Source organism: Pseudomonas sp. S2_A02, from assembly GCF_054668495.1.
On the sequence record NZ_CP162776.1, the window covers coordinates 1,145,156 to 1,160,944 of the forward strand.

Here is a 15,789-nt window from a genome sequence, read left to right on the forward strand (position 1 = left end):
CAAAAATCCCCGTAGGAGTTGCCGCAGGCTGCGATCTTTTAAAGCTGCCGACCGAAACCGGCAGCCGTTCCTCTTACTTCGCAGTGAACTTCGTGTAGCTGTTGATCAGGTTGCGGTAGTTCGGGATGCGCTGCGACAGCAGGTTGGCCAGGCCTTCCATGTCGTTGCGCCAGTCGCCTTGTAACTCGCAGGCGACAGAGAACCAGTTCAACAGCTGCGCACCGGCGGCCGACATGCGCGCCCAGGAGGCTTGTTGCACGGTGGTGTTGAAGGTGCCGGAAGCGTCGGTCACCACGAACACTTCAAAGCCTTCAGCCAGCGCCGACAGGGTCGGGAATGTCACACACACATCAGTCACCACGCCGGCGATAATTAGCTGCTTACGGCCAGTAGCCTTGACGGCTTTGACGAAATCTTCGTTGTCCCAAGCGTTGATCTGACCTGGACGCGGAATGAACGGCGCGTCCGGAAACTGCTCTTTGAGCTCCGGCACGATCGGGCCATTCGGGCCGCTGTCGAAGCTGGTGGTCAGAATTGTCGGCAGGTTGAAAAACTTGGCCACGTCGCCCAAGGCCAACACGTTGTTCTTGAATTCGTTGGGCGAGAAATCCTGCACCAACGAAATCAGGCCGGTCTGGTGATCGACCAACAATACAACTGCATCATCTTTGTTCAGACGTTTGTAAGGAACGTTGCTCATGTGAAACTCCTCGCAGGATTGACGTTGCTCAGGGCGCCGACACACCAGGTCGGCGCTTTTTTAAATGACTAGAAGGCAAAACACGAGCAGCCAAACGCGCCCCAGAACCCCTGGAAATCGCTGACCGGCGCGTTCGACAAACGCGCCCGTTCATGGCTGTGGGAATGCACCGCACACGGCCCGCTGCACTGGTGAACCTGCGCCTGCATCGGCGAAGCCGGACGCCAGTGACCCGGCACCTTGACCACCGGTGACCAGTCCGGCAGCACCGGTACACTGGGGGGCCCAGTTTTTCGAAGTCGCTGGCGGCATACACCACTTTGCCGCCGACCACGGTCAGCACCGATTCGATCCATTTGATGGCTTCTTCCTCGACACTGAAAAAGTCCGCGCTCAATGCCGCCACGTCAGCCAGTTGACCGACCTTGATCTGGCCTTTCTTGCCCTGTTCCGACGAAAACCAGGCACTGCCATGGGTAAACAGTTCCAGCGCGGTCTGCCGGGGCAGGCCTTCGCTGTGCAGCGCCAGGCCACCGACGGTGCGACCGCTGACCATCCAGTACAACGAGGTCCATGGATTGTAGCTGGACACTCGAGTCGCATCGGTGCCGGCGCCGACCGGTACACCCTCGGCCAGCATGCGCTTGATCGGTGGCGTGTTTTCGGCGGCCTTGGCGCCATAACGCTCGGTAAAATACTCGCCTTGGAACGCCATGCGATCCTGAATGGCGATGCCACCGCCCAGCGCTCTCACCCGCCCGATGTTCTGCGGGGTGATGGTTTCGGCGTGGTCGAAGAACCATGGCAAACCATTGAAGGGAATGTCGCGGTTGACCTTCTCGAACACGTCGAGCATGCGGCTGATGGATTCGTTGTAGGTCGCGTGCAAACGGAATGGCCAGCGCTGCTCGACGAGGTGGCGGACCACCGGTTCCAGCTCGTCTTCCATGGTTTGCGGCAAGTCCGGACGCGGCTCGAGGAAGTCTTCGAAATCCGCCGCCGAGAACACCAGCATTTCCCCGGCGCCGTTGTGCCGCAGGAAGTCGTCGCCCTGATGCAGCTTGACGCTGCCAGTCCAGTTCTTGAAATCGGTCAGTTCTTCCTTGGGCTTCTGGGTGAACAGGTTGTAGGCGATGCGGATGGTCAGTTGCTGGTCCTTGGCCAACTGCTCGATCACCGCATAGTCGTCCGGGTAATTCTGGAAACCACCGCCGGCGTCGATAGCGCTGGTCAGGCCGAGGCGGTTGAGTTCGCGCATGAACTGGCGGGTCGAGTTGACCTGATACTCCAGCGGCAACTTCGGCCCCTTGGCCAGGGTCGAGTACAGAATCATCGCGTTCGGCCGCGCGACCAGCATGCCGGTCGGCTCACCGTTGGCATCGCGCACAATCTCACCGCCCGGTGGGTTCGGCGTATTGCGGGTGTAGCCGGCGACGCGCAATGCGGCGCGGTTGAGCAAGGCGCGGTCGTACAAATGCAGCACGAACACCGGCGTATCGGGTGCGGCCTGGTTGAGTTCTTCCAGGGTCGGCATGCGTTTTTCGGCAAACTGAAATTCGTTCCAGCCACCCACCACCCGCACCCATTGCGGCGTCGGCGTGCGGTCGGCCTGATCCTTGAGCATGCGCAAGGCATCGGCCAGGGACGGCACACCTTCCCAGCGCAGTTCGAGGTTGTAGTTCAAGCCGCCACGGATCAGGTGCAAGTGCGAGTCGTTGAGGCCGGGGATGACGCAACGGCCCTTGAGGTCGATGACCTGCGTGCCCGAACCGCGCAGGGCCATGGCCTCGGCATCGGTGCCGACTGCGACGAAGCGGCCGTCGCTGATCGCCACGGCGCTGGCGAGGGGTTTTTCACGGTCAACGGTATGGAACTGGCCATTGAACAGAATCAGATCGGCGTTCATCGCGTTTCCTTAAGGCTGTGTGGAATGGGACCGGCCGGCTTCCAGCCACGGCGCGAACAGGCGCGTGGCCAGCGGCATAAAGACGTACACCACCGACAGCACAATGGTCAGGGTGATCAGAAACGTGGCGACCACGTAGCTGGACAGGAAGGCATTGAGCTGCAGCAGCGGCCCCCAGAGCAGCGGCACCAGCAAGGTGTGCGGCAGGATCACCAGCAACGTCACCACGGCTTGCTTCCAGCGCGGCGGTGGCGAACCGGTCTCAGTCAGCGGTGAGAACCAGAACTCATTGACCGGGTTGACCTCGGTCTGGTCCCCGTCGGCCAGCATCGGCGCGGCTTCATCGATCAACGCCTGACGTTGCGGCGAATCGAGCCAGCGCTGCATGGCCTCGGTCGAGCAAAAACGCAGCACGCAGGTGAACATGTCCAGCCCACCGTTCTTGCCGCGAATCACATCCACGCCCAAGTGTCCTTCGCTCTGCCCGGCCACATTGACGATGTTGCGCAGCCAGGCCTCGTAAGGGACTTCAAAACCGGCCTTGACCCGGTGCTTGACGATCAGGGTCACGACTTCTTCGAATCGATTGGAATCAGGCATAACGGAAGGCTCCGGTGAATCGAACATTGAGCGCCAGCCGGCCAGGCCCGGCAATGAAGAGGCTGGTGAAGAGGATCAACAGCAGCCAGCCGAACTGCCCTTCGGCCACGCTCCATTGCGGATGCACGATCAACAACGCCACCAGCAGCACAAACAGAATAGGCAAGCACGCCAAACGCACCAGCGCTCCGACGATGATCAGCAGCGGGCACAGCACTTCGGCGAAGATCGCCAGGCTCAGGGTGAGGTGGGCACCGAGGTGGAAAGGGTCTTCGATCAGTTGCAGCTGCGCACTGAAGTCCAGCAGCTTGGGCAAGCCGTGCACGACCAATAGAAATAAAGCACCGCTGACCCGCAGAAACAGCAGCCCGATATCTTGAGCCTGTTCATTCCATTGCGAAGCGTTCATGGCCCTACCCTTGATCGATCATTGGCCTTAATAGTGCCGCTGCGGGGTAGGGAAAAATTGAATGTACGTGCTCTCTTTGCTCCGACACACCGAACGCCCGAACGACACAAAGCCCTGTGGGAGCGAGCCTGCTCGCGATGGCGGTCTTCCAGTCAACAATGATGTTGTCTGACACTCCGTCATCGCGAGCAGGCTCGCTCCCACAGGGGATCGGGTATATCCGCAAAATCGGGTCGGCTGTCAGGATAAAAAGATCGCAGCCTGCGGCAGCACCTATGGGGCCGGTATTTGCAGGGCCTCAGACATGAACTGACTGATCCGCGAGCGCAACCAGCGCTCCGCAGGATCGTTGTCGTGCACCCCGCTCCACGCCATGGACAACTGCGCAGCATCGATGGGAAACGGTGGATCTTCGGCGCGCAAGGCACAGCCTTCAACCAACGCGCAGGCTGCGTAATCGGGGACAGTGGCGATCATCTCTGTGCCGGCGAGCAACGCGCGTAACCCACTGAATTGCGGCACCCCAAGAACAACGCGTCGTGTGCGCCCGACCTTGGCCAAATCCACATCGATGTTGCCGCTCAGGTCACCGGAAAACGACACCATCGCATGAGGCCTCGTGCAGTAATCGTCCAGGGTCAGCGGTTCTGGCCGGTTGTCGCCGCGCAGTACTTTGCACGGGATGTCGCGCAGCTTCTTGCGTTTGGCGTTGGCCGGCAGGTCGGTGGTGTAGCTGACGCCCACCGAGATTTCGCCGGAGGCCAGCAATGCCGGCATCAGCAGGTAATTGGCGCGGCGCACCACGACCACGATCCCCGGTGCCTCTTCTTGCAGTTGCCGGAGCAACGGTGGGAACAGACCGAACTCGGCATCGTCCGACAGCCCGATGCGAAACACATCGCAGCTGGTCGTCGGGTCGAATTCCTTGGCACGGCTGACTGCCCCCGAGATGGTGTCCATCGCCGGTTGCAGCTCCTTGAGAATCGCCAGCGCCCGTGCTGTCGGCTCCATCCCGCGACCGTTACGCAGCAACAACGGATCGTCGAACAAATCACGCAGCCGCCCCAACGCAGCGCTCACCGCGGGTTGGCCCATGAAGAGTTTTTCGGCAACCCGAGTCAGGTTTTTTTCGAACATCAAGGCTTCGAAAATCACCAGCAGGTTCATGTCGACGCGGCGCAGATCGTTACGGTTCATAAGCACAATCCCATTGTGTTTTCGGCCAGGCACGAGGGTTGACGAGTGTGGTTGACTGTACTCGAGACTGCCCGCGCCGATCGAGGAATTAACAACGTTTAACTCGCAAGCCAAAGCGCCCGCGACCAAGAATGAAACCCTCTGCGCAGACCTTTTTTTTCGAGGGAACGTGCTGACTTACCGTGCAGCGCACCCGCGCGCGCCCTCCGACACGGACATTGGCCATGGCTCACTTTCAGCAAAACGCGATCAGCGCGTCCTCCACTGAAACGCGAAAAAACCCACTGGCGGGCTCAGCCCCTGGCGTGAAGATCTGGCCAGGCAGTTGATTCTCGATCACCTCGGTGAAACTCTGGAAGTGACCGAACTGGCACGGGCCTGCGCCCTGTCACGCAGCCATTTTTCCCGTGCGTTCAAGTGCAGCACCGGCCTCTCGCCGCAAGACTGGATTCGCCGGCAACGCATCATCCTGGCCAAGCAGTTGATCCAGAACACCGACCTGACCCTGACGCAAATCAGCCTGGAATGCGGCTTCTGCGATCAGGCGCATTTTTCCCATATCTTCACCCGCAGCGAAGGCGTTTCACCGTTTGTCTGGCGGTGTCGGGCCGTGCGTTCTCTTCCCTCTCTCACAATCAAACGATCGCAGGCTGCGCCAGCTCCTACAGGGGTTCACATCACCGTGTAGGCGCTGGCGAAGGCTGCGATCTTTTGATCCTGATCAGCCCTTGATGAACGCCAGCAGATCTTCGTTGAGTTGATCCTTGTGGGTGTCGGTCAGGCCATGAGGTGCTCCCGGGTAGACTTTCAATGTGGAGCCCTTGACCAGGTTCGCCGCGGCGATGCCGGCGGCTTCGATCGGCACGACCTGATCGTCGTCGCCATGCACCACCAGGGTCGGCACATCGAACTTCTTCAGGTCTTCGGTGAAGTCGGTTTCGGAGAACGCCTTGATGCAGTCATAGGCATTCTTGTGGCCGGACATCATGCCCTGCAGCCAGAACCAGTCGATCATGCCTTGGGACGGCTTGGCCCCTGGGCGATTGAAGCCAAAGAACGGACCGCTGGCCAGATCCTTGTACAGCTGCGAACGGTCGACCAGGGACGCCTGACGAATACCGTCGAACACTTCCAGCGGCAGGCCGCCGGGATTGGCCTCGGTCTTGAGCATCAACGGTGGCACCGAGGAAATCAACCCGGCCTTGGCCACCCGACTGGTGCCGTGGCGACCGATGTAGCGCGCCACTTCGCCACCGCCGGTGGAGAAGCCGAACAGCACGGCGTTTTGCAGATCCAGATGCTCGATCAGCTGCGCCAGGTCATCGGCGTAAGTGTCCATCTCGTTGCCGAACCATGGCTGGCTCGAACGACCGTGACCACGGCGATCATGGGCAATGACGCGGTAGCCTTTGGAGGCCAGGAAGATCATCTGCGATTCCCAGCTGTCGGCATTCAACGGCCAACCGTGGCTGAAGACGATCGGCTGACCGGTGCCCCAATCCTTGTAGTAAATCTCGGTGCCGTCTCGGGTAGTAAAGGTACTCATGGTGATGTCTCCTCATGCATGGATTTTGCGTCGGTTAATAAGCGGTGCGGGCCATTCGTTCGGCCAGGCGAGCCACCCGCTCACCCAGATGCGCGGCGGTGCGGCGGTCTTCGGGCGGCGGTGCAAGGTCGGGGGACTGTTCGACGTTCGATTGGGCCATGGCTCCCAGCGAACTGCCGAGCCGATTCAACTGCCCATCGAACAGGCCAATGCTGCTGCGCGCCGGCAGCAGGTCGAGGCCGACCCAGATCATCGAGTGCTGGGCGGCGAACACTGTCATTTGTAATAAGGTGTTGAGCTTGTCGCCGCACAGGCAACCGGAATTGGTGAACCCGGCTGCGAGTTTGTCGCGCCAGGGTTGGGCCAGGTAAAACGACGCGGTAGCGTCCATGAAACCTTTGAAAGCCGCCGAGGCACTGCCCATGTAAGTCGGGGCGCCAAAGATAATTGCATCAGCACGGTGCAAACGTTCCCAGTGCTCATCCACTTCCTCGACCGGAATCAGCCAACAGGTGCTGCCCAGATGCCGTTCCACACCCTGCCCCACGGCTTCGGCCATGACGCGGGTGTGCCCGTAGCCACTGTGATAGACCACCACTACGTTGCTCATTCCGGCTCCTCCAGAAGTGTTCATCCTTTTTGCGGTACGCTTTGTTGCAGGAAAGAGTGTGCCTTCGGTTTTATTTGAAGAATTGGATTTTTGTGCGTAGACCGGACACAGGACGAGTTAAACGTTGTTAATTTTCATCAGTGCTCCCACAGACTCGGTTGCCCCTGCGCCAGCGCCGCGCCCAATAAATACGAGGCGATGAGCATTAAGGGGAATGCATCAGCCGCTGTGCACCTGCCGACAGGTGCTCGACGCTGCGTTGCGCTGCCGAAAAAACCTGAGGAATATGCCCGGATACCGCGTGATAGACGGATGCAAGCAGGAGTGACCCGTTGACCCTTTCCCCCGAACAGGCTATCCGTTTCGGCCCTTACCGGATTTACCCCGGACAACGCCTGGTGATGGAGGCCGACCAGCCCTTGCGTCTGGGTCGGCGCGCCATGGACATTCTGTTGATCCTGCTGGAACACGCCGGGCATGTGGTGAGCAAGCAGCAACTGATCGCTCGGGTCTGGCCCAAAAGCGTGGTGGAAGACATCAACCTGCGGGTGCACATGGCGGCGCTGCGCAAAGCCCTCGGTGACGGTCAGGCCGGCCAGCGCTACATCGTCACCGTTGCCCAGCGCGGGTACAGTTTTGTCGCGCCGTTCTCTGTGGAGCACGTCGAGCAAAGCCCGAAAAGCGAAGAAAATGGACCGAGCCGGCATAACCTGCCAATCCGTCGGACCCGAATGATCGGTCGTCAGGCTCTGGTCGACAGCTTGGTGACGCAACTGGCGCGGCAGCGTTTCATCACCCTCGTGGGCCCCGGAGGAATCGGCAAAACGACCGTGGCGTTGCGCGTCGCCGAGCAATTGATCGGCCGCTACCGAGACGGGATTCGTCTGCTGGACCTGGCACCGATCAACGACCCTTTGATGATCACTACACACTTGGCAACGCTGCTGGATTTGTCCTTGCACGACGCCGAACCCATGAACGGTCTCGCCACGTTCCTGCGCGAACGGCAGATGCTGCTGGTCATCGACAACTGCGAACACTTGATCGATGCCATTGCGTTGCTCAGTGAAAACATCCTGCGCGCGGCGCCCCAAGTGCATATTCTGGCCACCAGCCGCGAGAGCCTGCGGGCCGAAGGCGAGTTCGTACAGCGCCTGGAATCCTTGAACTGTCCGCCACCCATTGCCGTCCTCGATCGCGCTCAGGCCCTGACGTTTTCGGCGCTGCAGTTATTTGTCGAACGGGCAATGGCCAGCCACGACAGCTTTGAACTGAGCGAAGACGAATTGCCGTTGGCGATTGAAATCTGCCGGCGTCTGGACGGCATCCCGTTGGCCATCGAACTGGCGGCAGCGCAAGTGGGCAGTCTGGGATTGAGTGGGTTGCTGTCGCAACTGCAAGGCAGCTTTCGCCTGCTCACCCAAGACTGCCAAACAACCTTGGGCCGCCATCAGACGCTACGCGCGACGCTGGACTGGAGCTTCGAACTGCTCAATGCCTGCGAGCAAATCTGCCTGCGTCGACTGGGTATGTTCCGGGGCGCCTTCACCCTGGAGTCGGCGGCCGCCGTGATCGTCGGTGATCATATCGACCCCGGCGTGGTGTTCGCCTCGATCACCCAATTGGTCGCCAAGTCATTGCTGAACGTGGAAGTCGGCGACGAAGAGGTGTTCTACCGCCTGCTCGACACCACGCGTGACTATGCATTGGAAAAACTCGCCCAGGCCCAGGAACTGTCGGACACCCGCGAGCGCCACGCTGAGCGCTGCCTGGCCTTGATGCAGCAAGCCCAGAACGACTGGGAGCAGATCTCGAGCGATCGCTGGACCGAGCGTTACGCCCGCAACCTGGAAGATATTCGCGCGGCGCTCGAGTGGGGCTTGAACGCTCAAGGCCCCCAGGCCTTGGCTATCCGCCTCGCCGCGACTTCGGCACCGCTCTGGCAGGAACTGTCGTTGCTCAAGGAACACGGCGTGTACGTGCGCAAAGCCCTGGCGTTGCTCGAAGCAACGCAACAGCCCTGCCCGCGTTTGACCATGACCCTCAAGCTTGCCCTTGGCAGTTCGTGCTACCACACGTTGGGCAGTAGCGCGCAAGCTGTCGAAGCATTCGTCAGTGCCAAACACCTGGCCGAACATTGCAACGATGTGGCCGGTCAGCTCAAAGCGATTTCCGGGCACTTGGCGGTTGATCTTAGTGGCGGCCACTACCAACTGGCCCTGGAGCAGAGTCGACAATTCGAGCGGTTGGGGCTGCAGGGCAATGCGGTGTTGTCCCTGAGCACCCAACGCTTGCGGGTGCTGGCCCTGCACTTTGCCGGGGATCAGGCCTTGGCGCGGGAAAATGTCGAACAGGTCATTCAATGCCTGGCCCAGAACGGTCACCTCAACCGCTTCAGCTATTGCTTTGGCGTGCATTACGATCAGAGCGTCGCAGCCCTGACGATTCTGGCGCGCATTCTCTGGTTACAAGGGCACCCGGAAAAAGCCTGGCGCACCGCGCGGCAAGCGCTCGACATCGCGATGCAGATCAATCATGGCACGTCCATCTGCTACACCCTGGCGCTGGCCGGTTGCCTGATTGCTCACTACAACGGCGACACCCCGGTCGCCCGCGAGCTTCTGAACCTGCTGCTTGAACAGGCGAAGAAATACTCGGTGTTGCTGTTCCACACGTGGGCCAGACATTACGCGCAGGTAATCGAGGGGGCAGATGCGCCCGCGTCACCGCAAGCGAACACCGGGTTAATCAAGGAAATCATGGTCACGCTGGACAGCCGTTTCATCGATGACGCGTTGCTGGAACGGGCCGAAAACGGCGCGGCGGGCTGGAGCGCCGCGGAAATTCTGCGAGCCCGGGCCGACGCGTTGCTGACCGAGGATTGCCCGACCCGGGTCAGTGCGGCCGAGGCAATGCTGCTCAAGGCGTTAGCCATAGCAAAGACCCAGGGAGCGCTGGCCTGGGAACTGCGCAGCGCCACGTCACTGGCCCAGCTGTGGCAGCGTCAGGGTCACTTCCGGCAAGCCCATGAGTTGCTGGCGCCGATTTACCAGCGTTTCACCGAAGGCTTTGCCACTCCGGACTTGATGAAAGTCCGTCGGCTACTCGACGAGCTGCAGAGACACCTGCCCGGCTGATGTCCAGCGTGTCCGGCTGATGAAGCGCTCATAACGCAGTTCATAGGCTCGCAAGTAGCCACTGTGATCGAGTGTCTCCAAGGCGTAGGTGCGCGTGGTGTTGAGGAAACGGTAATGGGTCACGCCGCTGCCCTGCTCCACCGACAGCAGTGATTTGCTCGCCAGCCGTTCTATGATTTCGGCCAGGCAGGTGGGCCGCAGCACCGCGCAACTGATCACGCCAATCGCCGACTCCAGCGTAAACGCCACTTTGAACACCGCCAGCCGCTGCAATACGGTTTGCTCCATCGGGCACAGCTGTTCATAGCTCCAGTCCAAGGCCGCTTTCAGACTCTGATGCCGTGGCAGAGCGGTGCGCCGGCCTTGAGTCAACAACTGCAAACAGTTGTCGAGTTGCGCTTGCACCCCCACCAGCGCCAACGCATCGATTTGCGTCGCCGCCAGTTCAATGGCCAAGGGCAGGCCATCCAGGCGCCGACAGATTTCGCGCACCGCCTCAAGATCCTGCTGGCGCAGGGCAAACCCTTGCTGACGGGCTCGAGCGCGGCTGACCAACAGCTGCACCGCCGAATAACCCATAGCCTCGGCCACGTTGTATATCGCGCAGGCCGGCGGCACCGCCAGGGCCGGTAAACGCAGCAGCGTTTCCCCCGCCGCTTGCAGTGGTTCGCGACTGGTGGCCAGGATCGACAACCGTGGCGCCGAGGCCAGCAGATTGTCCACCACTGCCCGACAGCATTCGAGCAGGTGATCGCAATTGTCGAGCACCACCAAGGTATGTCGTTGCACCAGCGCCGCCACGCCGACGTCCAGTTCCAGCGTGCGCGACAGATGCTCGACGAGTTGCGCCGGGTCATCGATGGCCGCCAGATCAACCCTCCAGACACCGTCCTGATAGTGCTGCAACAGCAACTCGGCCACGCGCAGCGCCACGGTAGTTTTGCCAATGCCTGCAGGACCAATCAGGGTCATGAGACGTCGAACCGGCAATTGCCGGACCACACTGCCGACGATCGAGTCGCGACCGGTCACCGGTGTGAGCCGCGCGGGCAGGTTGTGCTGAGGCTTGTGCACAGACTCGACCGGCACCGGCGTGCCTGCCCCGTCGCATTGTACCGGGGCGATGAAACTGTAGCCGCGCTGGGGAATATTGACGATGTAACGCTGCCCGTTCTGGCCATCGCCAAGTGCCCGGCGCAGGGCGGCGATGTGCACGCGCAGGTTAATTTCCTCAACCACCGAGGTCGGCCAGACACGGGCAATCAGGGCATCCTTGCTCACCACTGAACCGGCGCGTTCGACCAGCACCTGCAAGATGTCCAGGGCTCGCCCGCCCATACGCAACGGCCGATCACCCTCCAGGATCAATCGCTGATGCAGGTGAAACGCATAGGGCCCGAACCGCAGCACCGCATCGCTGTTTATTTTTCTGAGGCTGTTCATGCACGTTCACGCGCTGAAAACCTGGCCCGGCAAGGTACCGCAAAATCCCTCGCACGAGTCCATCCAGGCTCCCGCACCTCCATGGCAAAGAGTTCACGGGTATCTTCGCAGGCATGGGTGTCGGTACCACGGCCACGGGAGGAGCGTCACGGCCATCACGGTGCGCGTGACGGACAACGCACCCTAACTGAACTGTTCGCGGTATTGAGTGGGGGTCAGGCCGAGCTTTTCACTGAACAGAAAACGCATATGCCGCACGCTGCCAAAGCCACTTTTATAGGCCACGGTCTTGAGCGGCAGGTCGCTGGTTTCCAGCAGACTCCTGGCGCAGTCAATGCGCGCGTTTTGCAGAAACTCCATCGGCGTCATGTTCACTTCCCGGGCGAAAACCCGGGCGAAGTGCCGCGCACTCATGTTCACCAGACTGGCCATGCGTTCGATGCTGAACGCTTCATCCAGGTGTTCGAGTACATGGTTCTGTACCCGGGTGATCGGCGTTTCATGGGGGGCTACCGCAGCCATCAACGGACTGAACTGCGCCTGCCCGCCCTGGCGTTTCATCACCACCAGCAATACTTTGGCAACGTCCTGGGCGACTTTTTTGCCATGGTCCTGGGCAACTACTGCCAGCGCCATGTCGATGCCTGCGGTAACACCGCCAGAGGTTATGAGATTGCGGTCCTGCACGAAAATCTGATCAGTCTCGACGGTGGCCTTGGGGAAGCCCTTGATCAGGCGCTCGGTGTAATGCCAGTGAGTGGTCACGCGATAGCCGTCCAGCAGCCCGGCATGCCCGAGCACGAACGCACCGGTGCAGATCGAACCGTATCGGCTCGCACGGCTGACAGCGCCCTGAAGCCACGCCAGTAACGGTGGATGTTTTTCGTTGTAGGCCCCCGGCCCGCCCGGCACCAGCAACAAGTCATAGCGCTCGTTCGCTTGATCGATATGCAAATCGGCCTGAACGTTGACACCGTTTGAGGCTCGCAATGCGCCATGCTCGGTGCCGATGATTGACAGCGCGTAACGATCGCCTGGCTCCAGATAACGATTGGCGATGGAAAACACCTCCATGGGACCGGCCATGTCGAGCAGAAGAAAGTCGGGGAACAGCACCATTGCCACGGTTTTCATGGATTCAAAATCACTGAGGTCACTAAAAGGAACTGTTTAATACCATTACGCCGAACACCACCCCCTTGTGGGAGCGAGCCTGCTCGCGATAGCCGTTTCACATTCACGATGATGCTGACTATAAGAAAGACCGCTATCGCGAACAGGCTCGCTCCCACAAGTATTGTGCCCGGCATTATGGCCAAGTGTAACAACAAGGATACGTGAATCCGTGCACATGACTGTCAACCTGAATGAGACAGTATTTCAAATTTCATCTACTTATTACGCCAATTAGTAAACATTAACCTTCTCCTCACTCGGACGAATTCACGTCCTGACAGGAGATTTCATCATGCTGAACCTTCGTAAAGCTTCGGATCGCGGCGCGGCCAATCACGGTTGGCTGAAGTCATTCCATACCTTCTCCTTCGCCAATTATCGCAACCCCCAGGAGCAGGGTTTTTCCGACCTGCTGGTGATCAACGACGACCGCGTGGCGGCCGGCAAAGGTTTTGGCCAGCACCCTCACCGCGACATGGAGATTTTTTCCTATGTGCTCGAAGGTGCTTTGGAACACAAGGACACCCTGGGCACCGGTTCGGTGATCCGCCCCGGTGACGTGCAGTTGATGAGCGCCGGCAGCGGCGTCGCTCACAGCGAGTTCAACCATTCGACGAACAAACCGGTGCACTTCCTGCAAATCTGGATCGTGCCAGAGGTTAGCGGCGCCAAACCGCGTTACCAGCAAGAGCACTTCAGCACGCAGAAAAAACGCGGACGCTTGCAACTGATCATCTCCCCTGACGGGGCCAACGGTTCGCTGAGAGTTCGGCAGGATGCGCGAGTGTATGCTGGCCTGATCGACGGCAAGGAAAGCGCCACGCTGGAACTGGCTGCCAATCGCTACGCCTATGTGCATGTGGCGCGGGGCAGTGTCGAGCTGAACGGCGTGCAGTTGCAGGAAGGTGATGGTGTGCGGGTGCGAGAGGAGCAAGTGCTGACCTTGAGCAACGGCGTGGATGCCGAGGTACTGGTGTTTGATTTGCGGCCGCAGGAATTGCCGGAAATGCCGTGAAGCCTGGTGAGCCTAAAGCTTCCACAGGGGATATGAGATGTCCTTGGCAATCACGCTATTCTCGGAACTGACGCATGAAGACTGCAAAAACTACCGATAACCACGAGCCTGTACGTTGAACAAATGCGCATAACGCCCGCCCGCCGCGACCAGGCTGTCATGATCGCCTCGCTCAAGGATCGCCCCCTGGTCGAGCACGATGATGTGGTCGGCATTGCGCACGCTGGAGAAGCGGTGAGAAATCAGCAACGTCATGCGGCCTTCAGTATGTTGACTGAAATGCTCGAACACCGCCGCTTCCGCCGCAGGGTCCAGGGCCGAGGTTGGCTCATCCAGAATCAAAATATCGGCGTCACGGCGCATGTAAGCGCGAGACAAGGCGATCTTTTGCCATTGCCCACCGGACAGCTCCTGCCCACCGGCAAACCACCGGCCCAATTGGGTGGCGTAACCGCGATCCAGACGTTCGATAAAGGGCGCGGCCATGCCCTCGGCGGCCGCTTGCTGCCAACGCGCTTTATCATTGAACGCCAGGGTATCGCCCACGCCGATGTTCTCGCCCACGGAGAACTGGTAGCGAATGTAGTCCTGGAAAATCACGCCGATGCGCCGTCTCAGCGCCTCTTCGTCCCAGGACTGCAAATCGCTGCCATCCAGCAAAATACGGCCCTGATCGGGGCGATACAGCCGAGTCAGCAACTTGATCAGCGTAGTTTTGCCTGAACCATTTTCCCCCACCAGCGCAATGCTGTGCCCGGGCAGCAGATGCAGATCGATGCCTTGCAAAGCGTCGCGGCTCGCCCCCGGATAACGGAAGCCGACGTTCTCGAAACGCAAGCCATCGCCGGGCACGGCGCCCACGGTCAAACTTCCGCTATCGGCAATAACCGGCTCGGCCAAATACTCATAGAGACTCGACAGGTAAAGGCCATCCTCGTAGAGACCACTGATCGCGCTCAAGCTACTGCTCACCGCAGCCTGCCCCTGCTTGAACAGCACCAGATACATGGTCATTTGCCCAAGGCTGATGTTGCCGTGAACGGTATCGACCACGACCCAGGCATAGGCCAGATAAAACGCAGCGGTGCCCAGCAGCCCCAGCACAAAACCCCAGCCATCGCGACGCAGCGTCAGGCGCCGGTCTTCGGCGTAAAGACGCGCAAATGTGTCCCGATAACGTTGCAACAGCAGCGGCGCGAAGCCGAACAACTTAACCTCTTTGATGTAGCCTTCGTGGGAGAGCAGCGTCTCGATGTAATTCTGCTGCCGACTCTCCGGCGCCCGGCGCGTGAACAGGCGAAAGGCATCCCCGGAAAAGTGCGCTTCGGCAAAGAACACTGGCAAAGCCCCGACCACCAGCAGCACCAATGCCCACGGCGAAAAATGCACCAGCAAGACACCGAAGCTGATCAACACGATCAGGTTCTGGATCAGCCCCAGCGACTTCATCACCAACGCCAGCGGACGGGTCGATGCCTCGCGCCGCACCCGTACCAGCTTGTCGTAGAACTCGGAATTCTCGAACTGCACCAACGATAACGTCTGAGCCTTCTCCAGAATCATCGTGTTGACCTTCTGCCCCAACTGCACCCGCAACAGCGATTGCTGAACCGACAGTGCACGCTGTGTCCCGGACAACAATGCGAGCACGCCCGCTTCAAACAGCACATACCGCACAACCGGCCATAGCGGTGCACCGCCCTGCTGGGCGTGCAACTGCATGGCGGTGACTACTGCATCAACAATCCGCTGCCCCAACCAGGCCGCCAGTGCCGGCAATACACCGGCAATCAGCGTCGCAAGCACTAACCCCAGGAACAGCCCCCGAGACGTTCCCCAGACCAGCAACAAGGCACGTCTCGCCTGGTCGAGCAAAGAGGCAAAACGGGTCAGGACAGGCATAGGACGATGGTCTCGGTTGGCGGATGTCGCGGCAGGTTCTACAGTACGTGGGATAAGTCATCGACTCTACGGGGTTATGACGCGATAAAGCTGGCCTCACCCATCGTGAAAACATCTAAAAAAATACCTCACTCGCCACGTTTTAGCG

General features: G+C 60.0%; 11 protein-coding genes and 2 pseudogenes. 3 read left to right on the forward strand and 10 right to left on the reverse strand.

Annotated features, from left to right (window positions below):
• Nucleotides 1-73: 73 nt before the first annotated feature.
• The 5 genes and pseudogenes from ycaC to AB4O41_RS05030 form a co-directional block, all read right to left on the reverse strand.
• Nucleotides 74-700, reverse strand: coding sequence for an isochorismate family cysteine hydrolase YcaC (ycaC, locus tag AB4O41_RS05010; RefSeq protein WP_460146535.1), 627 nt, complete (start codon nucleotides 698-700; stop codon nucleotides 74-76).
• A gap of 68 nt (nucleotides 701-768) precedes the next feature.
• Nucleotides 769-2,606 (reverse strand): annotated as a pseudogene (locus AB4O41_RS05015) (amidohydrolase).
• A gap of 9 nt (nucleotides 2,607-2,615) precedes the next feature.
• Nucleotides 2,616-3,206, reverse strand: coding sequence for an antibiotic biosynthesis monooxygenase (locus tag AB4O41_RS05020; RefSeq protein ID WP_460146536.1), 591 nt, complete (start codon nucleotides 3,204-3,206; stop codon nucleotides 2,616-2,618).
• On the reverse strand, nucleotides 3,199-3,615 hold the full coding sequence (locus AB4O41_RS05025; protein WP_460146537.1) for a DoxX family protein: 417 nt from the start codon (nucleotides 3,613-3,615) through the stop codon (nucleotides 3,199-3,201). Before AB4O41_RS05025 ends, AB4O41_RS05020 begins: the two co-directional genes overlap by 8 nt.
• Nucleotides 3,616-3,888: 273 nt before the next feature.
• The gene (locus AB4O41_RS05030) at nucleotides 3,889-4,812 is read right to left on the reverse strand and encodes a LysR family transcriptional regulator (protein WP_460146538.1); all 924 of its coding nucleotides are present in this window, start codon (nucleotides 4,810-4,812) and stop codon (nucleotides 3,889-3,891) included.
• A gap of 224 nt (nucleotides 4,813-5,036) precedes the next feature.
• Here AB4O41_RS05030 and AB4O41_RS05035 point away from each other — a divergent pair.
• Nucleotides 5,037-5,500 (forward strand): annotated as a pseudogene (locus AB4O41_RS05035) (helix-turn-helix domain-containing protein).
• Between the two features lie 33 nt (nucleotides 5,501-5,533).
• Here AB4O41_RS05035 and AB4O41_RS05040 read toward each other — a convergent pair.
• Both AB4O41_RS05040 and AB4O41_RS05045 read right to left on the reverse strand, forming a co-directional pair.
• Complete coding sequence (locus AB4O41_RS05040; protein WP_460146539.1) at nucleotides 5,534-6,358, reverse strand: alpha/beta fold hydrolase; 825 nt, start codon at nucleotides 6,356-6,358, stop codon at nucleotides 5,534-5,536.
• 34 nt (nucleotides 6,359-6,392) lie between these two features.
• A complete protein-coding gene (locus tag AB4O41_RS05045; RefSeq protein WP_460146540.1) occupies nucleotides 6,393-6,968 on the reverse strand; it encodes a flavodoxin family protein in 576 nt (191 codons plus the stop codon).
• 332 nt (nucleotides 6,969-7,300) lie between these two features.
• On the opposite strand from AB4O41_RS05045, the gene AB4O41_RS05050 reads away from it, so the two are divergent.
• Complete coding sequence (locus AB4O41_RS05050) at nucleotides 7,301-10,105, forward strand: ATP-binding protein (RefSeq protein ID WP_460146541.1); 2,805 nt, start codon at nucleotides 7,301-7,303, stop codon at nucleotides 10,103-10,105.
• Here AB4O41_RS05050 and AB4O41_RS05055 read toward each other — a convergent pair.
• Nucleotides 10,070-11,548, reverse strand: a complete 1,479-nt coding sequence (locus AB4O41_RS05055) for an ATP-binding protein (protein WP_460146542.1) — start codon at nucleotides 11,546-11,548, stop codon at nucleotides 10,070-10,072. The genes AB4O41_RS05050 and AB4O41_RS05055 overlap by 36 nt on opposite strands.
• 183 nt (nucleotides 11,549-11,731) lie before the next feature.
• Nucleotides 11,732-12,682, reverse strand: a complete 951-nt coding sequence (locus AB4O41_RS05060; protein ID WP_460146543.1) for a GlxA family transcriptional regulator — start codon at nucleotides 12,680-12,682, stop codon at nucleotides 11,732-11,734.
• 334 nt (nucleotides 12,683-13,016) lie between these two features.
• Here AB4O41_RS05060 and AB4O41_RS05065 point away from each other — a divergent pair, with 334 nt between their 5' ends.
• Entirely contained in the window at nucleotides 13,017-13,739 is a 723-nt protein-coding gene (locus AB4O41_RS05065; protein WP_460146544.1) for a pirin family protein, read from the forward strand.
• Between the two features lie 90 nt (nucleotides 13,740-13,829).
• Here AB4O41_RS05065 and AB4O41_RS05070 read toward each other — a convergent pair whose 3' ends face one another.
• The gene (locus tag AB4O41_RS05070; RefSeq protein ID WP_460146545.1) at nucleotides 13,830-15,641 is read right to left on the reverse strand and encodes an ABC transporter ATP-binding protein; all 1,812 of its coding nucleotides are present in this window, start codon (nucleotides 15,639-15,641) and stop codon (nucleotides 13,830-13,832) included.
• Nucleotides 15,642-15,789 lie beyond the last annotated feature (148 nt).